Below are 20,896 nucleotides of genomic sequence, written 5' to 3'. Positions count from 1 at the left end.
TGATCCTCGGGAAGCCAATCCCGAAGCGAGGGCGGCAGGAGAAGCGACTGGTCCGGCTCGTAGCGTCGAAAGTCTCGCGGCATGGCTCACTCTAGCGAGACTCACCCCTCAATGGCCCTCTGCCGCGCAGACTCCTAGGCGAAACAAAGCGGGACCCATCCGGAAAGCCCACCAGCCACGCAGGCACGAGCCGTGACATCACAGCAGGGCGAAGGGTGGCGGAAGCACTGCACGCCAGCGAGGGCAGGCTCAAGGCCATTCTGGCGGCGCTCGAACTGGACAAGGTCGTAGCCGTCGATCGCGACGGCACCGTGGTGTCGATCCTCGGAGAATCGGGAAAGACCGGACGTTATGGTGTAACAGCGGAGGATATACCCGGTCGAAGCATTCACGATTTCGTGCCTGGAGACGGAGGCGACCGCATCCTCGAGGCGACCGAGCGCACCTACCAGACCGGAATGGGCGAGGAACTCGAAGTAGACGTCGACCTCCCCAACGGCAGTTTCGCCTTCGATGTCTCTCTGCGCGCCCTTCTCACGAGCTCTGGAGAGGTGGAATCGGCGCTCGCCATCGTGCGAGATGTGACCCAGCGGAAGACGATCGAGCGGGCCCTCCAGCAGGCCCAGAAACTCGAGAGCCTCGGCGTTCTTGCGGGAGGCATCGCACACGATTTCAACAACCTACTGGTCGGGATCCTCGGGAACTCGGACACCGCGCTTCAGGAAATCCCGGTGGATTCGCCGGCGCGAAGGCGGATTGAGGATGTGCGCCAGGCCAGCGAACGCGCGGCAGACCTGACGCAGCAACTGCTCGCGTACGCGGGCAAGGCCGAGGTCTCGTTCGGGTCCGTCGATCTGGCCGCTCTCGTTTCCGAAATGATGGAACTCCTCCGCACGAGCGTTTCCGGCAAGGCGAGGCTCGAGGTCGAGCACGACAGCGAAACCGTATGGGTCCATGCCGACGCGACGCAGATCCGCCAGGTGGTGATGAACTTCATCACCAACGCCTCTGAGGCACTCCAGGAGGAAGCCGGTCGGGTGCGCGTTCGAACCGGCATCGTCCACGCAGACCGTACCTTCATCGAGAGCTGTCAAATCCGAGACGATCTCTCCGATGGCGACTTCGCGCTGCTCGAGGTCTCGGACGACGGATGCGGGATGGATTCCGAAACCACCGCACGTATTTTCGATCCGTTCTTCACGACCAAATTCCAGGGCCGCGGCCTTGGCCTGGCCTCCACGCTCGGAATCATCTTGAGTCATCGGGGCGCAATCCGGGTCGAGAGCCAACCTGGCGATGGGACCACGCTCCAGGTGCTGCTGCCTCTCGCCACTGCCCCGAAACCAGATGAGAGTGTCCATCGATCGCGGGATGTACCCAGCAGCGCAACGATCCTCGTCGTGGATGACGAAGACATGGTGCGGGTTGCCGCGGCCCGCATGCTCAACGCACTGGGTTATCGGACCATCGAAGTGTCGAGCGGGTCCGAAGCCGTCGATGCCACCAAAGCGCACGATGAAGGCATCGCGGCCGTCCTTCTCGACCTCACGATGCCGGAAATGGACGGTGAGCAGACCCTCGACGCCCTGAGAGCCCTTCGCTCCACCCTTCCTGTGGTGTTCATGAGCGGCCACAGCGACGCGGAACTGGCGGATCGCATCCGCGGCACGCGCTTCACCACCTACGTCCGAAAACCCTTCCGGCTCGAAGCGCTGGGCCATGCCATCGAGTCCGTGCTGGCGGGAAGCAACAAAGCCGAATAGCGGGAGCCCGGGTCGCGCCTAGCGGCGTTTCTTGCTCTTCGCAGGGAATCGCTTCCCTGCCCGGGGGCCCGAGCGATCCCTGGCAGCAGCGGAGCCCTTGAAACCGGAACGACCCCGAGGGCCAGACGAAGCATCCACACGCACGATGCGAAGCTTCGGATCTCGCGCATCCGGCCTTCGCACGAGCTTCTCGAAACGATCCGCCGAACCGGCATCGACATCGAAGCTTGATTCGGTCGGACCGATCTCGATGGCGCCGATCAGGTGACCACGGATCTGCCCGCGCCGGCAGACGTGCCCGAGCAGGCGGTTGACCGCCGCCCCGCCGTTCTCTCCCCAGTTGATCGAGAACCGCACGAAGCCCGATGCTGCCGCTCGTGCTGCCGGACCCTCGTCCGCCGCCGGGGTGCGAATTCCCATCGGTTGACGTGCCGGGGTCGGCTGGGCCAACTCGAGAAGCAGGGCCACGACGGCGGCCGGATCGCGGCCGTCCAACAGCCCCTTCGCGTAGTCGATCTGTTGCTGGCTCGGCGCTTCTTCAGCGGACAGGCGCTCGTGGATCTGACGCCGATACTGCTTGCGAAGCTGCTTCCTCACCTTGGCCGCGTTCGGGGCCGGCTTCCACTCGATCTCGATACGGGCCATCGCCAACAGGCGCGCCACACTTCGGCGTGAACGCGGCGTGGCGAGCAGCACGCTGCAGCCCGGGCGTCCCGCCCGGCCCGTACGGCCGCTTCGATGGACGTAGGTGTCGGCATCTCCGGGCGGATCGACGTGGATGACGAGCTCGATATCGGGAACATCGATGCCGCGGGCCGCCACATCGGTCGAAACCAACGTTCGCATCGTGCCATCGCGGAATGCGTTCAGCGTGCGGGTGCGCTGGGCCTGGGGGAGCTCCCCGCTGAAGGCCTGCACCGGAAATCCGTCGCCCGAGAGTTTCTCTGCGAGTCTTGCGGTATCGACCCGGCGCTCAACGAAGATCAGGCAGCGTGCGCCCTCGTTCAAGAGCAGCAGGTTCACGATCGCCGCATAGCATTCACGCTGATCCACCACGTGGGCGATGTGTTGGATATCCAGGTTGGCATCGCCCAGCCGCGTTCCCTCGATATGCAGCGCGTCCTGTTGGAAGCGGTTGGCGAGCTTGCGCACGGCAGCCGGGAAGGTCGCCGAAATGAGATGGGTGCGGCGCTCGCTCGGCATCTTCTCGAGGATCGCTTCGAGTTCCTCGCGAAAGCCCATATCGAGCATGCGATCCGACTCATCGAGAACCACGTGCTCGATCGCATCGGCAACGAACGCGCCCGCCTGCAGATGATCGAGCGTCCGCCCGGGCGTGCCTACGATGATCTGGGGGCGACGGGAAAGCGCGCGGCGTTCCAGCCCGAGTGAGGTCCCGCCCATCACCACTTCGATCCCGAGGCCGCGCACGGAAGCGAAGAGCCAGCGCAATTCGTCGCGCACCTGCATGGCAAGCTCGCGGGTCGGCACCAGCATCAGCACGCTCGGACCGGGGAGATCATTCCGAGCGCTCTCACCATCCTCTGCCAGGTGGCGAGCCAGGGCCAGGCCCATCGCCACCGTCTTGCCCGAACCCGTCTGGGATGAAATCCGCAGATCCCTCCCCTCGGACTCCGCCCCGAGGACGGCGCGCTGCACGGAGGTCAGATCCTCGAAACCGCGCCGTCGCATGGCTTCCGCCAGCGGACGGGAAATCCCAGCCAGGCGATCGCCACCTTCATCGGTATCGGGCACGATGCCTTCGAGCACCGGAGTCTCTACAAGTTCGGTCATGGCGGTCATGGTTCCTGGGGCGGTAGGCGTGCGCAGCAGTCCCACTACGGCACTGGATTCACTCGGCTCCGTTGCTGGCTGCACGAGCGGAGGGGGTGGAGACGAGGCCGAGGAGCCTCGCGATCCCGGCCGGTAGGATCGGCAGTCCCGGCCGATCCCGCAACCCCCTGAAAATCAAGGGGTTGAGTACACCACCGACCGCCTTTCCCATCCCAAGCCGATCCGCCCCGGGGGGCACTCATCCCAGCCCGTCCGGGCGTGGAACCTCATTGCGTTCTAGACGATTCGGTCGTCCATGTCGATCTCGAGCCTCAACGAGGTCGCTTCGCTTCTCCTGGCGGATCGCGGGGCGGGGGGCGGCCATCGCGGAATGGCTCGGCCGGGGCCTGGGAGGCCGCTTTCGACTTGGACGCGGGTTCGCTTACGCGGCTATCGCCGCTAGCGAACGAGCACCCGATCACCCTACGAGATGCCTGCGCTTTATTTCCGCGCTGACCGCCCCCCGCCCCGCGATCGGCCGTGCTGGTAACTGGAACCGGTTCGCCGGGGCTGGGCGCAGGTCGGGCGGAAATAAAGCGCAGGCATAGGTGCCGTTCAGCGTGCGCGTAGGTTGCCCGCGGCGAAAGCCGCGAAGGGCAACTCCCTGTCCACCTCTCTACGCGGCCACCCGATCCCCAGCCGAGCCATTCCGCCCGGCCTGTGCCCAGCCCCGGCGACTCCCGTTCACGAACAAGAAGCGGAGCGGCCCCGTGACTTGGGTGAAGTGGGGGAGGACGCGCTGGGGCTGGTCTCTAGGCGCTGGGGGGCACGACGGAGGGGCCTGCTGCCGTGCGCCATTCGGGGTCCGTCACTCCTTTGTGGCGGGCCATCATTCGTGCGCGGTAGTCTTGCATCAGGCTGCGCGAGAGGTTCGGATCGACGTAGGTGATGTCCTCGTTGCGCGCGACGCCGAACTCGGGATTGCGTGCCATCGCCTGGTCGTAGCCTGTTGTGCCCTTGCACGGCTGGTAGTAGCTGACCCACACGCCCTTGTGCAGGCGCGGTTTCAGCCGCTCGATGAAGCACAGGGTCTTCTCCATCGTCTCGACCGTCTCCCCGGGGTAACCCATCAGGAAGAGCGGATAGACGCGCAAGCCCTCGTCGAGCAGATCGCTGATGTTGTTGAATGCCTTCTCCGCACTGAATCTCTTGCCGAGACGTTGGATCATCTCGTCGTCGCCGGATTCGACACCGATCTGGATCTCGAGCGGATCGAAGAGCTTCATCGCATCGATCGTCTCATCGTTGATGTAGTTGATATGGCAGAAGAACTTGCAACGCCCCTTGATGGAGAGCCCGCGCGCCTCCAGCAACTGGTGGATCTCGACCATCCGGTCGGGCCGCAACGTGAAGATGTCATCCTGGAACCAGATCTCCGGACAGCCCTGGCCGAGCAGCAGCTCGATGTTGTCCACCGTCCGCTGCGACGAGAAGAACTTCACCTTGCGTTCGGTGTTGTGGCAGAAGTGACAGTTGAAAGGACAGCCACGGGTGCTCATCACCTCTGGGCGAGCTCGGTAGATGAGCTTCTGGGTCTCCGGATCCCAACCCATGAACGTCTGGAGATCGCGCAGATCCCAGCCCGGGTACCGATCGAAATCGACGATCGGACGATCTGGCACGAAGTAGGGCTCGCCCTGACCGTGGCAGACATCGATCCCCTGTTCGCGGATCGCCCGGCGCTCGTCCTCGGTCAACGTATCGACCCATTTTCCGCCTACGACGATTCGAGCTCCGCCGTATTTCTGTTTCAGGAAGAGCAGGTCGTCGATCGGATCGTCGGACGCCGTATGTTGCAGGATGGAAAGCCCCACGACGTCGTAGGAGCGATCGGGGAGGTCTTCCCAGTAGTAGGCCTCGACGTGCCGGCCAGAGTAGCGCCGGATGTGAGGCGCCAGATCGAGGATCGCGAGGGGATTGCGGGTCTCTCCCTCCACACGTCGGGTGGTGAGGAGCACGCGCTGGGCATCTTCCGGACACGTCGCCCGCAGCGGGCCCGCCTCCCTGGGTCGCGCGGGATGAACGAGGTCAGACATGGCACTCCCTCCAGAGTTCCGTTCTCATCGGAAACCTGAAAGGGAGCTTGAACGCGGGCGTGTGCGCTTCGGATCGAAGCCCCCCGGCCTGCGCAAAGGCCGGGGAGCTCGAATGGCTGGCTTGCTGGGCTTGGCCAGCTCAGGCGAGGTTCGAGAGATCCTCGCGCAGCACCGACAGTTCGCTCTGGGCCTCTTGAATGCAGGCCGTGCCTTCGGCGAAGATCTTCTGCCCCTCCGCAGCGCCGTAGGCCTCGGCAAGGAGCTCCGGCAGCGGGGCCTGGCTGTCCAGCTGCGCCGGATCGGTCACGCCCTGCACGACGGTGTAGGTACCGAGCTCGCCGACGGCGGGCGTCAGCACGTTGTAGCGCCGCTCCTCGTCCACCTTGGCCGCCGCCTCGATGACCTTGCGGATGATCTCCTCGCATCCAAGCCCGCCGCTGGGCGTGGGGCGAAGCCGGGTCACCATCAGGAGCGGAGGCGGGCTGTCGAGTTGGACGACCTGTCCACTCAGATCTTCTCGGGGGCTGAGCACCATGTAACTCGTGCTCGTGACGGCCTCACCGAGGGATTCGAGGATCGCGTTGCCATCACCCTCGCCATATAGGCGGCGGATCATCGCATCGGCTTCCTCCCGACCAGCCAGCGCCGCGAAGCCATCCACTCCGCTGACGAAGCCGATGATGCGGCCCTCGCTGCCCGTGGAGACCCGGGTGCTCCAGTTGAAGGTATTGCCATCCTCGCGGGCCCGTTGTGCGACGAAGCGGATCAACCTCTCGTGCTGGGCCGCCAGTCGGCCGGAAACGTTCTGACGCAGGACTGTGATCAAAGGCATGGTGATTCCTCACTCTCTCGATCGTTGGGGGTTCGATGCGAAAGGCCCGGTCGTCGGGGAGGAAGGGCTCAGCGGGTGGCTTGGGGTCGCGAGCGTGGGACGGAGGTGCTTCTGCAGGGAGGCACAACGGACCTTCCCCGTCCTTATACACCCGGCGACCCAGCGTGGATAGAACGAATTCAGCCGGCTCCAGCCCCGGCGAAGGCACCCCTACGCCTGGCCGGCCGGCAGCTTACGCGTCGGGGACGGCCACGCCGTCCCCGACGCGCAGCGAGGCTAGGGGCTGACGAAGAGGCTCGTGCTGACGACCGTGCGAATCGCGTCGAGGCCGGCGAGAAGCTTCTGGCCCTCGGCATCCGCCTGGAGCTTTGCGGTGTTCTCCGCATAGGCCACCAGATTCGGGTGGACGATCCCCACAGCCACCGTTCCCGTCGCTTCCCCGGCAAGCGTCGCCTGCCAGACGCGCATGCTGCCCGACGAGCCAACCCGCTTCTGCACCTGCTTCAGGGCGGCGACACGCTCGAGGTAGGTCGCGAGCTGGCCCGGCTTGACGCGGACCAGCACTCCTTGGAGCACCGCACCGCTTTCGGCTGCAGCGGGCAGACCTCCTCCATCCTGACTCACGATCAGCCCGTTGCTGACCACGGTTCGGATGTCGTCGAGTCCCGCGAAGATCTTCTGCCACTCCGGGTCGGCCGCCATCTTCGTGGTCGTCTCTGCGTAGGCTGCCAGACTCGAATGTCCAACGGTCACGAGTGTGTTGCCCGTAGCCGTACCAGCCACAGTCGCATTCCAGACCTGCACTTTTCCGCCGCTCCCAACTCGATCCATCGTCCCCTGAAGCGCAGCGACCCGCTCCAGATATGTGGACATCTGCCCTGGATTCACCCGCACGGTGACGCTTTGAAGGACCGCCTGTGCCCAGGCTCCGGTCGAGACAACAAGACCGAAACTGATTCCGAGACCTAACAAAACGATTCGTCGAACTACCATATTGACTCCTTCCTGCCCCCCACCAAGAAGGTGTAGCACCTGGCCTCAGCGATTGGGTCTTGAAGCCTCAAATAACAAGCGACTCGGAACAGAGGCTGCTCCCAGATCGTTGCGGGAATGCGACAGCCAACGTCGACGCAGACGCAACACCCCCTTCACCAGGCCTCTGGCGAGGTGCGCTCAACGATGGTGCGGCAATCTTGCTAGTCCGAGAAGAAATTCCCTCCCGAACCGCGAGAATCAGTCGGTGCTGCGATAGATCGCACCCGAGTCGCATGATGCGGCGGCGTTCAGCTGAGCGGCCGACTTCGCAGCATCCTCGGACGTGTACCACCAGTCCCATGCCGCGGCGTGCGACTGGAGCGTGGACGAGCCGCCCTCCAGAAAGAACTCATCGGCACCCAGGTCATTGTCTGCATGGGGTACGAGCAGACGGATCCGATAGTCAATGCCATTCGCCTTCGCGAGCACTCGCCAATCATCCACCCAGGCTTGCGCGTCAGCGATCGTCTTGCCCTCGGCGATCTTGCACTTGGAGTAGTGCATCACTTCGGCAGACGCCTGAGCCGCCGTCCAGACCAGGCACAGGAACAACAAAGCAGAGAGTCGCTTCACGGGAGTTCTCCTTGTTGGGGGTGGCCTTGCCGGCCAAGCCACGGCGGCATGGTCAATCACACTGCGAGGAGAAGCAAGACGAATCGGCGATGGGATCCGCTCTCCGCGGGAACTGCGCGCGGATCGTTTCAAGCCGCGTGAAGAGATCGCACAACGAGGGGGCCAACGGATGGGGACGACCCTACGCCCTCCAGAAGGAAGACGAGAAATGAAGTGCGCCCAGTACGGCCCAGCCATGCGGCCTTCGATACAGTTCATGGGTACCGAGAGCGCACAATTCCGTGGGACCAACCGGGGCAATCCCCACGGCCTCGAAGATCCCGTGGCACCCGCGGGTAACGACGATTGCCGCCGGCTCGGCGAACATACCGTGAGAGGGGCCTGCAGAGGGCCGACGATGGGAACCGGAGCATGCCCGAAACCATGTCCTTGAACTACGACGAAGCAGTCTTCGAAGAGATGGCCGCGATCAAGGACGAAGCCGCGGCGAAAACGGGGTGCACCGATTTCGGCGATCCGTCTTTCGAGGGGCCGCTCCTGGCGTGGGTCCACGACCTGGGGAATCCGAAGATCAACGACTTCGGACGCAAGTTTCTACGCCGGCTTGCGGTCCGGGATCTGTGCCGGCGCCTCGATGTTCTGGCCTATCTGAAGGAGCATCCCGAAATCCTGGACGTTGAGGTTCCCCCGATCGTCTTCATCACGGGGGCTGCCCGCACGGGCTCGACCCTGTTGCACAACCTGATGGCGACGCATCCCGATTGCCGACCTCTCCTGCGCTGGGAACTCATGGATCCGCTGCCGCCTCCGCAACGGGAGACCTACGCAACGGACCCACGTATCGCAAAGTTGCAGGCGTCCATCGAGCCACTGCGTGGCTCGCGCCTGGAGAAGATGCATTGGGTCGACGCCGATGAGCCAGACGAGAACACCTGGGGCTTCCTCGATTGCACGGGAATGCTAGGGCGCGGCGTCACGCCCCTGATGAAGACCTGGACCCGGTGGATGGAAGAGAACGACCTCAGCCCAACCTATCGTGATTTCCGCAAGCTGGTTCAGCTGCTCATCTGGAAATGCCCACCCCCACCGGGTGGTCATCTCGTGTTGAAATGCGTCATGACCACGATGAAGGTCGCGCAATTCGCCGACGTATTCCCCGAGGCTCGCTTCGTCCTCGCGCACCGCGACCCTTATCGCTCGTTGGTGTCGAGCTGCGCGACAGGGGAAGCCATCTGCCAGGCATTTGTCGCCGATGGGCCCGGCCCGCTACACGAGGACGGACTGCGCGATCAGCAGGCATTTGGCTCTCAGAAAATGGCGCTGCAGGCGCTCGTAGAGTTGGCCAGGTTCGAACCCGCGCGGGTCGTAAATGTGCGATATGCGGACTTGATGGCCAGCGCGGTTGAATCAACGCGTTCGACCTACGAGCGACTGGGAATGGATGCACCGGAAGGCCTGGAAGAACGCATCATCGGCTTCCTCGAGAAGCAACGCGGTGGAAAACGCGCGGCCCCTCCCAGCAGGATCGAGACATTCGGCTACGAGGCGGACGCCGTATGGTGTGATCCCACAGTGGCCAAATACTGCGAGACGTTCGGTGTAAAGCCGGAGAGATCCCGTAAGGTCGACACCCTCACGGGATCGTGACCCGAGCAGGAGACATCTGATGAAGACACACCAGACGCGTGAAACCCGCGACGCCATGCAGACAGCCGTTTGCGATCGCCTGGGTATCCCGCACCCCATATTCGGTTTCTCCCACAGCATGGAAGTCACGGCCGCCATCACGAACGCAGGTGGCTTCGGTGTCTACGGTGCGACACGGGACATGCCGGATGTCATCTCCACACGTCTGGCGGAGATCCGATCCATGGTGGGCGATCGGCCTTTTGGAGTCGATCTCCTACTGCCGCTCGGCATGGCGGACAAGAACGACTGGGCCGCAGCCGAGGCCAAGATCCCCGAAGCCCAGAAGGCCTTCGTCAGGCACCTCAAGCAGAAGTACGAGGTGCCGGATCCAACCGGGAAATCCTTCTTCTCCTCAGTCGTCCGTTCGAACGAACTCTTCGAAGCCCAGGCAGATGCCGTGTTGAAATCCGACGTCAACCTGTTCGCGAGCGCGATCGGCACACCCCCGCATCTCATCGAGCGTGCCAAGGAGGGCGGGAAGATCACGCTCTCTCTCGTCGGCGCCCCCAAACACGTTGCCTATGCAAAGGCAGCCGGTGTCGATCTGATCGTCGCTCAGGGATACGATGCCGGCGGTCATACCGGCCCGATCGGCACCATGTCGTTGGTGCCGCAGATCGTGGACGCGGCGGAAGGAATCCCCGTGCTCGCTGCCGGCGGAATAGCCGACGGACGGCAGGTGGCCGCGTCGCTCGCGATGGGCGCCCAGGGCGTCTGGCTCGGCACGGTGTGGCTCACGACCGAGGAGCACCACCTGAACAGGCATATCCTGGAGAAACTCCTGAAGGCCGGGAGCGCAGATACGGTGCTGACCCGCAGCCACAGCGGAAAGACATGCCGTGTGGTGCGGACCGCCTGGACCGACGAATGGGAAGCCGAGGGTGCGCCTAAGCCGCTCAAGATGCCCTATCAACAGGTTCTCATCGGCGAGCTGCTGACCGGCGTGATGGAGCATGAAATCGAGCCGTTGATGTATGAGGGAGCGGGCCAGGGCGTGGCGTGGTGTAACGACATATCGACCGTCGGGCAGGTCGTCGAGCGCCTCGTGGCCGAGACGCAGGAAGCGCTGGCTGCATTGCGGTAGTGCCCGTCGATGACGGCGGATCCGAATCCCAAGGCCACCGCTGCGGGAAATGCATCTGCATGTCACACTCTCGGGGATTCGTGGGCCCACGTCGGCGTGCCAGATGGCGCACTCTGATCAGCCACGGCCGGCCGGGGACGCGTGCAGCTCGAGATCGACGTTCAGCTTTGTCACCATTTCCGCGCCATGGGCGTGAAGCCGATCGAGCACGACGGTGAGCCCGCGTGAGCCTCGAAGCCTTCGACCACGAGGAGCCGCAGAGCGCATGAAATGGCCGGCAAGCCTGGTTGCCCTCGTCGACTACGGAATCATCGACGAAGTGTTGCGACCCTTGATGAGCGGAAAGGAGGCCCAGGTCTACCTCGTGCGTTGCGGGGCCGAGGAGCGTGTGGCCAAGGTCTACAAGGAGGCCGAGGGTCGGAGCTTCCGCCAACGCGCCGACTACACCGAAGGCCGCCGAACCCGGAATACCCGCGACCAACGGGCCGTCGACAAGCGCACCCGCCACGGGCGCGCCCAGGACGAAGAGGCCTGGCGCGGGACCGAGGTCGACCGGATCCGCCGTTTGCGCGGGGCCGGCGTGCGGGTGCCAGAGCCCCACGAGTTCGTCGATGGTGTGCTCGTGATGGAACTGGTCAAGGATACGGAGGGCCATCCCGCACCGCGGCTGGGCGATCTCAGCTTCAGTGCCACCGAAGCCGGTGCGATCTACGACACACTCATTCACGAAACCATTCGAATGCTTGCGGCCGACATCGTCCACGGCGACCTCTCGGAATTCAACGTCTTGATGGGAGCCGATGGGCCGGTCGTCATCGATTTCCCCCAGGCCGTCGATCCTGCGAGCAATCGCAATGCGCGGACCCTGTTGCTTCGAGATGTGAACAACCTTCACCGCTTCCTTTCGAAGTTCGCCCCGGGGCGCAAGATCCGCCGCCTGGGGGAAGAGATGTGGAAGCTCTACGAGGAGGGAAAGCTGAAGCCCGACAGCGTCCTGCGCGGCACCTACCGGGCGGCCTCGGGCCCCGCCAAAACGGGTGCCGTGTTGGCATTGATCGAAGATGCCAAGCGGGACGCGCTTCGAGAACGAAACCCAAGCAGGGACGAGGACGCGGAATTCGAGGATGAACGTTCCAAGTATGCGGACTCGGGAACCAGCGACACGAAGAGGCGCCGCGGCACACCCGACGAAGGTGGATCGGCCCGCCGGCGAGTCGTTGATTTCACGAAGGGCGGTAGCGGCGCGGGTGCTCGAACGCAGCGTCCACGATCCGGTGCGCGCACCAACAAAGGGGGCGACCGGCGAACGGAGCGCTCAACCAAGCAGGAGGCGGATCGCGCCGGCCAGCCGAAGCGGGGGCGCTCGCGGGGTGGGCGCAGACGCACTCGAAGCCGCGGCGAAACCAACGAAGATCGCAGCGAGGAGACTCGGAGCCGCGGGGACTCCGCCGCAGCATCCCGACCCCAGGGACGTCCCAAGGCAAAGGCCGCAACCACCTCGACCGAGCCCACGCGAGGGAGAAGGCGAACCCGCCGTGCGCGGAAGCCCGCCAACGAGGGGCGGGCCGCCTCTCCCGAGAAAGCGCGAACACCCAACAAGCTCCGAACCGAATCAGATGGCTCCCGGGGTCGGCACCGGGAGCGAGACGATGGCCGCAAGTCGAAGCCCGAAGGCGAATCCAACGCACCGCGCAAACGTTCCAGGCGAAGGAGGCGACGGCGCCCGAGCGGGGGAGGCTCGAAACCGACAGGAGACTGATCCGGCAGCCGGTTCGTAGGAAGGGACGCCGGGCGTGAACGCGATGATCAGAGCTCGGCGATGAGTCGCAGGGCGTCCGTGTTGGTGAAGATCCCGACCAGTACACCGCCGTCTGTCACCAGCGCGCTGCCGACCTTGCGATCGATCATCGCCTTCGCCACCTCGACAATCGGCATCATGGGATCGACCGTCAGGAGATCCCGCTTGCACACGTCGCCAGCGACAGGTTTCTCGGCAGAGGCCTGCTCCCCGACCGCAAGCTCGTGAAGATCTTCCCGCGAGAGAATTCCATACAAGTGCGCGCCATCCATGACGGGTATGTGGTGGCAATGCTGCTCCCGCATCTTCTCCACGACTTCAGCGAGCGGTTCGTGACGGTCCGCCTCAGCGGGGAGATGACTCATGCATTCTCGAACCGGCATCGTCTTTCGCATGGTTGGCCTCCGCTGCCGTGCCTTGCAGGGGCACGGAGATCGTTCGATCGAAGCGCCGGCGCCGCCGGCAGCGCGATGTCAAGGAGAGGGCGGTCACGCCCAACCCCATCAACGGCAGTGTGCCCGGCTCCGGAATGACGTTGGCCATCATCAGTGGGTCGTTCACGATGTAGCCGTCGAGCCCGATATCGATGGCGGTCTGCATTCGCTCGGGGGTATCGGGGATCGCATCGAAGTTCCACGCAAACGCGAGCAGCCCACGGGCCTGGGTGGCCGCTGCTAGGCCCGGAGCAGAGAATATGTAGTTCTCGAAGACCACCGAGATCCCATCGACGCCGAGGGCCACCATGTCATCCAGGAAGGCATCCATGGCGCCAGCCCAGACGCTGGCGGCCTGGGTCCATAGGATCTTGGCCGTAGGCAAATGGGACTGGATGTCCGCCACCTGGGCCGCGTTCCAGGCCGTCGTCCAGATCTGGTCGAGCGGGAAGGCCGTGGTCGCAACCGCCGCTGCGATCTCCGCCCCGAAGAGCAGTGAACTCTTCTGATCGAGAAGCAACGATCCAACTCCCTTGGCCTCCAACAAGACCTCCTCGAGAGTGGGGATCAGCTCGCCGGCAAACGCAGATCCGAACCGCGCGGGATAGCCGGCGTCGAGCCCCCTCAATTGGCTGAGGGTGAGACTGTCCACCCGATCATTCGTGAGGGAATCGGTGGTGCGGCCCACGGTATCGTCGTGGATGACCACGACGTGGCCGTCCGAGCTCTTCTGCAGATCGAGCTCCACCATCCCAGCGCCCACCTCGAAAGCCCTCCGCTCTGCGATCAGGGTGTTCTCGGGCGTGGCGGCGGCATATCCCCGGTGGCCAACGATCATGGGCGTAGCCCAGCCCGATACGGCCGGCAGGAAAACGGCGACGACAACAACAAGAACTCTCAGCATGGCGACTCTCCCGGGTAGGCCAATGATCCCACATTCAGGCACCGATTGCGTACCCGGCCACACCTCGTGGGATGGGGTCGTGGGCGCGCCATTGTGCCAGAACGCCTCACCTTGCGACCGGCGAGATCGACTGCGCGGCCGCACCCACACAGACCCACGCCATGCTGCCGTGAGCGGACGAGAAGGCGGTACCCTCGAGGACCCATCCAACGATGATCCGCCTCCGCGATCTCATCGTCCGGGTTCCTTCCAAGAGGGGAACGCAAGATGACGACGAAGCTTCCGGACTACATGCCCATCGTCGACGAGCGGGTCGCGCGCGACGGGCTGCCCGGAGTCTACGTGGAACGGGAAATCACCTCTCCAGTCGATCTCTGTGACAGGCGCGGCAGCATGAATCCCGAAGCCACCGGTTGGGCGCGTCAGCCACTGATTCGAGCCAACTTGTCGGGACACTTCCTGCGCAAGAAACGCTGGAACTTCTGGAATTGGATCGATCCCGACTTCGTCTTCTCCGTGACGATGGCGGAACTCGACTATGCGTCACTCTGTGGAGCCTTCTTCATCGACTTCAAATCCGGGGCGATCTCGAGCGGAACGTGGCTCGGGCGGCCCGGTCGCTTCGACATGCCAGAGCATGAACCTCACTCGATCGGCTACCAGTCGCGGGCATTCGACTACCAGAATGTCGTCGATGGCCCGACCCGTCGTGTCCGGCTCCGGGCTGAGCCCCAGAAAGGTGAAAGGCTCGAAGCAGAACTTACGACCGAGACACCGGAAGGCCACGAGAGCTTGAATGTCGTCGTTCCGTGGTCGAGCAGCCGCTTCCAGCTGAACTCGAAGCACAACACGCTACCGACCTCGGGACACATCCGCGTCGGCGAGCAGACCTACGAGCTGAACCCGCAGCGCTGCCACGCCGTGCAGGATTGGGGCCGTGGCGTATGGCCGCGGCACGCGTTCTGGAACTGGGGAGTCTGCACCGGCGTACAGGACGGCCGCCTTGTCGGTGTGAACGTGGGCGCAAAGTGGACCGGTGGTACCGGTGCCAACGAGAACGGGATCTTCCTGGACGGCCGGCTTCACAAGGTCATGGAAGATCTTCGCTGGGAGTATGATCCCGCCGACGACGCCAGCAGCTGGCGCGTGCGCAGCGAGCACTCGGACGCAATCGATCTCACCCTCTCGCCGCTCTTTCCGCATCGCTCCAGCACGAACGCCGGGATCATCTCGACGGCAGGAATCTGCAGCTTCGGAACCTGGACGGGCCGCATCTGCGCAGGCGGTGAGAAGATCGAGATCGCCGGCCTGCCGGGCTGGGCCGAGGAGTTCGCCCATCGCTGGTAGACGATCCGTCGGGAGAAACGGGCTCGGCCAACGAATCCGTGTCCTCCCGGGCCGGAGTTTCGGTGGTTCCAGGATCAATCGGTGTATAATGAACGCCGTGAATTCAATGACATCAGATGAGCGGGCGTGCTTGTCCTCGAACCGCTCATGACTGAACCGCAACACCAGCCACGGAGCCCCTTCGCGTAGTGCCGCGCCCGGCCCTCACCGACGAACAGGTTTCGAGCTTCAGGGAGAAGCTCTGCGAGGTCGCAACGCGACGCTTCGCAGCCTCTGGTTATTCGGGGGTCAGTATGCGAGCGCTGGCGTTCGAACTCGGTTGCAGCTCCACGACCCCCTATCGCTATTTCCGCGACAAGGAAGAGATCTTTGCGATCGTGCGTGCTCGGGCGTTCGATCGGCTGGCATCGTTCGCGGCACCTGCGATCTCTGACGCGGTCGATCCCCTCGAGCAGCTCGAGGCCCTCGGCCTTGCCTACGTTCGCTTCGCCATTCTCGAGCCGGATGCCTACCGCCTCGCGTTTCAACTCGACCAACCAGCGGCAGGCGACTTCCCCGAATTGATCGAATCACGCAAGGGCGCGTGGAAGTTGATTCGCTCCGCCGTGGGCCGTGCCATCGAATCGGGCGCCATCGAGGGCAACCTCGAGATCATCACGCACGTCTTCTGGGCCGGAATTCATGGCCTGGTCGCCCTCCATCTGGCGGGCCAGCTCGAAGCCATCCCCATGGAACGACTCGAGAAACCGCTGGTGAGAACGCTGCTGCGTGGCGTGCTCCCCGACGCGAACTCAACTGAAGGAGGTGAGTGAGATGCCTGACACGACGACCCAGGCGAAGTCGCCCAGCAAAGCCAACGGCAGAGAGCAATGGGATGCCATCGTCATCGGCTCCGGCCTGGGCGGCCTTTCGACGGCTGCGTACCTGTGCGCACTCGGAAAGCGGACCCTCGTCCTGGAAGCCCACTACGTGGCAGGTGGTAATTCCCAGGTCTTCCGACGCAATCACAAGGGCCTCCAGTACGAGTTCGACGTCGGCATCCACTACATCGGCGAGTGCGGACGTGACGGCATGATCACCCAGGTGCTGAACGGGGTCGGATTGGCCGAGCGCGTGGTATTCCGGCCCCTCAACACCGATGCCTATTCACACCTCGTTTTCCCGGATCTCACCTTCCGTATTCCCACGGGCTGGGATCGCTACCGGAAGCGACTCTTCGAGGCATTCCCCCAGGAGACAGAGCCTCTGGGTCGGCTCCTGGACGTGATGAAGAATGTCTCCGACGAATCCCGGGGCTTCTCCCGCGGCGAATTCGAAGCTGCCGACCTGGCGAGCAAGGCACCGAACTTCCTCCAATGGGGCCTGCGTCCCGTCACGGGGGTCTTCGATGAATTCAATATCTCCCGGCGAGCCCAAGCCGTGCTTCTCGGCGAGCAGGGTTGCTATGCGGTTCGGCCCAGCAAGACACCACTCGCTGTCGCCTGTGGAGTGACCGACCACTTCTTGCGCGGTGCCTACTACCCCGAAGGCGGAGGCCAGGTGATTGCCGCCCGCTTGATCGAAACGATCCGGGCACATGGCGGGGAGGTTCGCACCCGGGCACCGGTTTCGCGGATCCGGGTCGAGAAGGGCCGCGCTCTTGGCGTGACGGTCGCGCGCAAGAGCCGGGAAGAAGTCGAGATCGATGCGCCGATCGTGGTCTCCAACGCCGACCTGAAGCGCACATTCTTCAACCTGGTCGGTGAGGAGCATTTTTCCGAGGCCACGCAGGAGCAGATTCGCTCCCTGCGCATGGCAATCCCGCTCTTCTGTGTCTACCTGGGGCTCGACATCGACCTGGCGGATCAGGGTTTCCAGAACTCCAACTACTTCATCTGGGGAACGGACGACTTCGAGGCCATCTATGATGAGCTCGAAGGAGGCCGGCTCACCTCCGACGCGATGGCCTACTTGACGATGGCTTCGCTCAAGGATCCGGTCAGCCGACACATCGCACCCGAGGGCCATACGAACCTGCAGATCATGACCCTGGCTCCCCGAGAGTACGATGTGTGGGGGGTAGAGCGTGGCCCGGCTGATGGTGGCCGATACCACACCGATCGCGACTACAGAAAGCGCAAGAACGCGTTGACGGATCAGTTGATCGCAACTGCGGAACAAGTCATTCCGGATCTCAGCAAACACATCGCATGGAAGGAAGCAGCCACTCCCGTCAGTCAGGAACGCTTCACTCGTTCAACTGGTGGGACCTCGTACGGAATCGAGATGAGCACGGATCAAATGGGGCCGATGCGGGTCGGACCTCGCACGGAGATCGAGGGGCTCTTCCTGGTTGGAGCCAGCGGGCCTTCGGGCGCTGGCATCGCAGGCGTACTTCGGGGTGGAGTGCTGACCGCCGGCGAAATTCTCGAAACGGATCTGCTTCGCCCCATCCTCGCGGGGCACGTCTTCGGAGATCGCGATTCCCTGCCGCCACTGACGGAGGACTGGGACGCCTGGCGGGAGTCGCACTAGCTCAGCGTTTCGCGTCGGGACCCAAGCCCACTTCAGCGGCTCCCCTTCTTTCGGACCAAGGAGAACTCCAGCAATGTCATCGGATCTGCTCTACGAAAAACGAGATTACATCGCCCATTTGACGCTCAACCGCCCTGAGCGGATGAACGCCATCAGCATGCCCATGCTGGCAGCCCTTGGGCAGCGAATGACCGAAGCGGACGATGACCCCGACGTGCGGGTGATCGTCGTGACCGGCGCAGGTCGCGGATTTTGCAGCGGTCTCGACCTCAAGGACGCCGCCGCCGGGAAGGGGATCGGAGGCGAGGGTGCACTCTCCCAGGGAGGAGGCGCGGCCCATCTCAGCACCCGTGAGATTCCGACAGTCACGATGCAGCGGATCGACAAGCCCGTCATCTGCTCCATCAACGGTGCAGCGGCGGGCTACGGCCTGGATCTCGCGCTGGGCTGCGATATCCGGCTGATGAGCGACAACGCCAAGCTGCTACCAGGCTTTGCCAAGCGCGGCGTCGTGCCGGAGAGTGGGGGCACATGGTTCCTGCCCCGATTGGTCGGTTGGGCACGTGCCTGCGAGATCGGTTTCCTGGCCGATGACATTCTTCCGGATCGGGCGTTGGAATTGGGGCTGGTGAACAAGGTGGTACCCCATGCTGAACTCGAAGCCGAGACGAACGCCTGGGCCGAGAAGATCGCTGCCAACGCACCGCTCGCAATCAAGGCCATCAAGCGTCTCTACCGCCACGGGCTGACCGAGGACTTCGAATCCCATTCCCACCACGTGCTGCTTCAGGTGGCGATGCTCTTCCGCTCGAAGGATTTCCAGGAGGGCATGATGTCCTTCCTTCAGAAACGGGATCCGGACTTCAGCGGCGAGTAGACCTTCGTTGGAGGGAGCGAAGAGGTAGACGGCGTCAACGGCGTGTGCCGAGCTCCCACTCCACCGGAACCTCCGGATGGGAGGCGCAGAGTGTCCCGGTGCGAAAGAGCCCTTCCGAGGGTCGAGCGCCTGAAGCGGACATCAGTTCCGCGACCTAGGCAGCTGCGAGGCCGTCCAGTGAGACGAAGGTGGCATCGCGGCTGAGTTCCGACAGGTGTCGGGCGAGCGGATGCTCGTCATCCACTTCCACGTCCCGGTAGCTGGCAGCCGCCAGCACCGGCGCGCCCGCGATCTCCTGCCGGAAGAAGGTGAGCAGGCGCAGAGATGCCTCATCGGCCCAGTGAAGGTCCTCCAGGACGAGCAGCAACGGAGCTCTGCGCGCTACTGCGGCGCAACGCCGTCGCTACGGCCTGGAAGAGGCGAAAGCGCGAGGCGGCGTCGTCCCCCAGCTCCGAAGGTGCTCCCAGGTTGGGAAGCCGCTCCCGGAGTTCGGGAAACGCATCCGCCAGAACCTCGAGCGCGGCATCGCCCCCGACCAGCCGCTCCCCCTCGACGCGATCATCGATCTCGTGCTTGAACCGGCCCCCGAAGCCAGCCCGGACGACATCCGTTAGGCGTTCTCGATGATGCTCGCACTTCGGCGGCTCATTGGAGGTTGAGCACTCCGTTGTTCCCTTGGCACGACGAGCCCAGGTATACTCTTGCCGTCAAAGGAAGCATTCCCCGGACCGCCCTTTCGATCTTGCTCGTCGCATGGATCCTGCCGACCCACGCACTGACCGACGCCGGCAAGCCGAAGGGCTCGTCGTGCGGCGCTTCCGGATGGGAGGAATGAGTCAATGAAATGGTTCGCGATCGCTGTCGTTGGTATCGTCGTACTGCTCGTCGGGTACGCCGTCTACATGAGCCAATGGACGAACCCGCGTGTGATCCAGGCGTTGCATGACGATCCCCAGGGCAAACAGGCCGAGAAGGTCATGCTCCTGACGCTTCCGTCGGGGCGATCCATCCCGGTCAACTACCTCCGCGACGAGAGCACGGTGTATGCCGCGGCGGACGGCTCCTGGTGGCGTGAACTGCGGGACGCGGGTGGGCGAGGAAGCGTCTTGATCCAAGGCGAGACGCTGCAAGGGGAAATCCGTGCCGAACTCGACGACGCGAACCTGCGCGACTCCGTCTTCGAACGCCTTCGCCCAACCGCCCCGCGCTTCTTCGGAAGGCTGATCGTGATCGAGCTCGACTGAGGAGAGGAGTTGGCGAGGGCGAAGCGGGCCATCACCATCGAGCTCGGAACCGGAATCCAAGGAGGACAGGACCATGAGTCAGTACGACGAGGCCTCTGTGCCCGACCAGACCGGGAAGACGATCTTCGTGACAGGAGCCAACACCGGCATCGGCTACGAGGCCGCTCGTGTGCTTGCTGACCGCGGTGCCCGGGTGCTGTTGGGCTGCCGCTCGGAAGAAAAGGCACAGGACGCGATTGGTCGGATCCGCGCTTTGCTCCCGGATGCAGACATCGCCTGGATCCCGCTCGACCTGACGAGCTTGAAATCGGTCGCCGAGGCGGCCGAGATCGTGAAGCGCGAGCCGCGCCTCGACGCCCTGGTCAACAACGCCGGCGTGATGATCCCGCCGCTCACGCGGACCGAAGAAGGGTTCGAGCTGCAGTTCGGGGTGAACCACCTCGGACACTTCGCGCTCACCGGACACCTGCTCGATCGGCTCGCCGCGAATCCCGGCTCGCGTATCGTCAACGTCAGCAGCGCCGCACACGTTCAGGGGCGGATCGACTTCGAGGATCCGAACGCCGAGCAGTCCTACCATCCGCTCAGGCGCTACGGCATGAGCAAGGCGGCGAACCTGTACTTCATGGTCGAACTCACGCGCCGCCTCGCGGACACGGGAACGCCCGTGACCAGTGTCGGCTGCCATCCCGGCGTCGCGAACACGGAACTCTCGCGGACCTTCCCGGGATGGTTCTGGGTGATTGCCCCATTGATGCGACCCCTCTTCAACACACCTGCCGAGGGCGCACTGCTGTAGACGCTCACTCAGAAGCGTAGAAATCTGATCATTTGGCCGGGGGGCGACGCAGCCCGCCGTTCCGGATTCCGATTCAGATCTTCCGGGTCGAAAGGTCCTTGACCCAGGGCGAACGCCCTCCCGGCTCGACCGGA

The 20,896-nt window shown here is 63.9% G+C and carries 19 protein-coding genes; 10 read left to right on the top strand and 9 right to left on the bottom strand.

Features of this window, described 5'->3' with window-relative positions:
* Positions 1–215: 215 nt before the first annotated feature.
* Positions 216–1,763: a response regulator gene (locus tag GY937_26370; GenBank protein MCP5060241.1), complete on the top strand. Its 1,548-nt coding sequence runs from the start codon at positions 216–218 to the stop codon at positions 1,761–1,763.
* An 18-nt stretch (positions 1,764–1,781) separates the two neighbouring features.
* Here the strand turns inward: GY937_26370 and GY937_26365 are convergent, their stop codons facing one another.
* The 5 genes from GY937_26365 to GY937_26345 all read right to left on the bottom strand — a co-directional run bounded on the left by GY937_26365 (position 1,782) and on the right by GY937_26345 (position 8,072).
* Positions 1,782–3,557, bottom strand: a complete 1,776-nt coding sequence (locus GY937_26365; protein MCP5060240.1) for a DEAD/DEAH box helicase — start codon at positions 3,555–3,557, stop codon at positions 1,782–1,784.
* A gap of 791 nt (positions 3,558–4,348) precedes the next feature.
* A complete protein-coding gene (locus tag GY937_26360) occupies positions 4,349–5,632 on the bottom strand; it encodes a radical SAM protein (GenBank protein ID MCP5060239.1) in 1,284 nt (427 codons plus the stop codon).
* A 139-nt stretch (positions 5,633–5,771) separates the two neighbouring features.
* A complete protein-coding gene (locus tag GY937_26355) occupies positions 5,772–6,464 on the bottom strand; it encodes a hypothetical protein (protein MCP5060238.1) in 693 nt (230 codons plus the stop codon).
* Between the two features lie 276 nt (positions 6,465–6,740).
* The gene (locus GY937_26350; GenBank protein MCP5060237.1) at positions 6,741–7,457 is read right to left on the bottom strand and encodes a hypothetical protein; all 717 of its coding nucleotides are present in this window, start codon (positions 7,455–7,457) and stop codon (positions 6,741–6,743) included.
* A 240-nt stretch (positions 7,458–7,697) separates the two neighbouring features.
* Entirely contained in the window at positions 7,698–8,072 is a 375-nt protein-coding gene (locus GY937_26345; GenBank protein MCP5060236.1) for a hypothetical protein, read from the bottom strand.
* Positions 8,073–8,483: 411 nt separating this feature from the next.
* Here GY937_26345 and GY937_26340 point away from each other — a divergent pair, with 411 nt between their 5' ends.
* The gene (locus GY937_26340; protein ID MCP5060235.1) at positions 8,484–9,719 is read left to right on the top strand and encodes a sulfotransferase; all 1,236 of its coding nucleotides are present in this window, start codon (positions 8,484–8,486) and stop codon (positions 9,717–9,719) included.
* A 55-nt stretch (positions 9,720–9,774) separates the two neighbouring features.
* Positions 9,775–10,845: a nitronate monooxygenase gene (locus tag GY937_26335; protein ID MCP5060234.1), complete on the top strand. Its 1,071-nt coding sequence runs from the start codon at positions 9,775–9,777 to the stop codon at positions 10,843–10,845.
* A 117-nt stretch (positions 10,846–10,962) separates the two neighbouring features.
* Here GY937_26335 and GY937_26330 read toward each other — a convergent pair whose 3' ends face one another.
* Positions 10,963–11,112, bottom strand: coding sequence for a hypothetical protein (locus GY937_26330; protein ID MCP5060233.1), 150 nt, complete (start codon positions 11,110–11,112; stop codon positions 10,963–10,965).
* Between GY937_26330 and GY937_26325 the strand changes: the two genes are divergently transcribed.
* Positions 11,111–12,604, top strand: a complete 1,494-nt coding sequence (locus GY937_26325) for a hypothetical protein (GenBank protein MCP5060232.1) — start codon at positions 11,111–11,113, stop codon at positions 12,602–12,604. The genes GY937_26330 and GY937_26325 overlap by 2 nt on opposite strands.
* A gap of 47 nt (positions 12,605–12,651) precedes the next feature.
* Here GY937_26325 and GY937_26320 read toward each other — a convergent pair whose 3' ends face one another.
* Positions 12,652–13,008, bottom strand: coding sequence for a CBS domain-containing protein (locus GY937_26320; protein MCP5060231.1), 357 nt, complete (start codon positions 13,006–13,008; stop codon positions 12,652–12,654).
* Entirely contained in the window at positions 12,989–13,981 is a 993-nt protein-coding gene (locus GY937_26315) for a PEP-CTERM sorting domain-containing protein (GenBank protein MCP5060230.1), read from the bottom strand. The genes GY937_26320 and GY937_26315 overlap by 20 nt, the downstream gene beginning before the upstream one ends.
* Before the next feature lie 267 nt (positions 13,982–14,248).
* Between GY937_26315 and GY937_26310 the strand changes: the two genes are divergently transcribed.
* The 4 genes from GY937_26310 (at position 14,249) to GY937_26295 (ending at position 18,719) form a co-directional block, all read left to right on the top strand.
* Positions 14,249–15,328, top strand: a complete 1,080-nt coding sequence (locus GY937_26310) for a DUF2804 domain-containing protein (GenBank protein ID MCP5060229.1) — start codon at positions 14,249–14,251, stop codon at positions 15,326–15,328.
* Between the two features lie 188 nt (positions 15,329–15,516).
* A complete protein-coding gene (locus GY937_26305) occupies positions 15,517–16,140 on the top strand; it encodes a TetR/AcrR family transcriptional regulator (protein MCP5060228.1) in 624 nt (207 codons plus the stop codon).
* Position 16,141: 1 nt separating this feature from the next.
* Positions 16,142–17,842 (top strand): NAD(P)/FAD-dependent oxidoreductase, encoded by a 1,701-nt coding sequence (locus GY937_26300; GenBank protein MCP5060227.1) that lies wholly within the window; start codon positions 16,142–16,144, stop codon positions 17,840–17,842.
* Positions 17,843–17,915: 73 nt separating this feature from the next.
* Complete coding sequence (locus GY937_26295) at positions 17,916–18,719, top strand: hypothetical protein (protein MCP5060226.1); 804 nt, start codon at positions 17,916–17,918, stop codon at positions 18,717–18,719.
* Positions 18,720–18,873: 154 nt separating this feature from the next.
* Here the strand turns inward: GY937_26295 and GY937_26290 are convergent, their stop codons facing one another.
* Positions 18,874–19,086: a hypothetical protein gene (locus GY937_26290; GenBank protein MCP5060225.1), complete on the bottom strand. Its 213-nt coding sequence runs from the start codon at positions 19,084–19,086 to the stop codon at positions 18,874–18,876.
* 472 nt (positions 19,087–19,558) lie between these two features.
* On the opposite strand from GY937_26290, the gene GY937_26285 reads away from it, so the two are divergent.
* Positions 19,559–19,963 (top strand): hypothetical protein, encoded by a 405-nt coding sequence (locus GY937_26285; protein MCP5060224.1) that lies wholly within the window; start codon positions 19,559–19,561, stop codon positions 19,961–19,963.
* 73 nt (positions 19,964–20,036) lie between these two features.
* On the top strand, positions 20,037–20,762 hold the full coding sequence (locus GY937_26280; GenBank protein MCP5060223.1) for an SDR family NAD(P)-dependent oxidoreductase: 726 nt from the start codon (positions 20,037–20,039) through the stop codon (positions 20,760–20,762).
* Positions 20,763–20,896: the final 134 nt, after the last annotated feature.

The sequence above is a fragment of the bacterium genome, from assembly GCA_024228115.1.
Classification (GTDB): Bacteria; Myxococcota_A; UBA9160; order UBA9160; family UBA6930.
The sequence above is the reverse complement of the archived record's forward strand: the minus strand, read 5'-3'. Positions and strand labels throughout refer to the sequence as shown.

Coding starts and splice junctions, on each gene's coding strand:
- GY937_26365 (MCP5060240.1), bottom strand. CDS start 3,557: ATGACCGAACTTGTAGAGACTCCGGTGCTCGAAGGCATCGTGCCCGAT.
- GY937_26360 (MCP5060239.1), bottom strand. CDS start 5,632: ATGTCTGACCTCGTTCATCCCGCGCGACCCAGGGAGGCGGGCCCGCTG.
- GY937_26355 (MCP5060238.1), bottom strand. CDS start 6,464: ATGCCTTTGATCACAGTCCTGCGTCAGAACGTTTCCGGCCGACTGGCG.
- GY937_26350 (MCP5060237.1), bottom strand. CDS start 7,457: ATGGTAGTTCGACGAATCGTTTTGTTAGGTCTCGGAATCAGTTTCGGT.
- GY937_26340 (MCP5060235.1), top strand. CDS start 8,484: ATGCCCGAAACCATGTCCTTGAACTACGACGAAGCAGTCTTCGAAGAG.
- GY937_26335 (MCP5060234.1), top strand. CDS start 9,775: ATGCAGACAGCCGTTTGCGATCGCCTGGGTATCCCGCACCCCATATTC.
- GY937_26325 (MCP5060232.1), top strand. CDS start 11,111: ATGAAATGGCCGGCAAGCCTGGTTGCCCTCGTCGACTACGGAATCATC.
- GY937_26330 (MCP5060233.1), bottom strand. CDS start 11,112: ATGCGCTCTGCGGCTCCTCGTGGTCGAAGGCTTCGAGGCTCACGCGGG.
- GY937_26320 (MCP5060231.1), bottom strand. CDS start 13,008: ATGAGTCATCTCCCCGCTGAGGCGGACCGTCACGAACCGCTCGCTGAA.
- GY937_26315 (MCP5060230.1), bottom strand. CDS start 13,981: ATGCTGAGAGTTCTTGTTGTTGTCGTCGCCGTTTTCCTGCCGGCCGTA.
- GY937_26310 (MCP5060229.1), top strand. CDS start 14,249: ATGACGACGAAGCTTCCGGACTACATGCCCATCGTCGACGAGCGGGTC.
- GY937_26300 (MCP5060227.1), top strand. CDS start 16,142: ATGCCTGACACGACGACCCAGGCGAAGTCGCCCAGCAAAGCCAACGGC.
- GY937_26295 (MCP5060226.1), top strand. CDS start 17,916: ATGTCATCGGATCTGCTCTACGAAAAACGAGATTACATCGCCCATTTG.
- GY937_26285 (MCP5060224.1), top strand. CDS start 19,559: ATGAAATGGTTCGCGATCGCTGTCGTTGGTATCGTCGTACTGCTCGTC.
- GY937_26280 (MCP5060223.1), top strand. CDS start 20,037: ATGAGTCAGTACGACGAGGCCTCTGTGCCCGACCAGACCGGGAAGACG.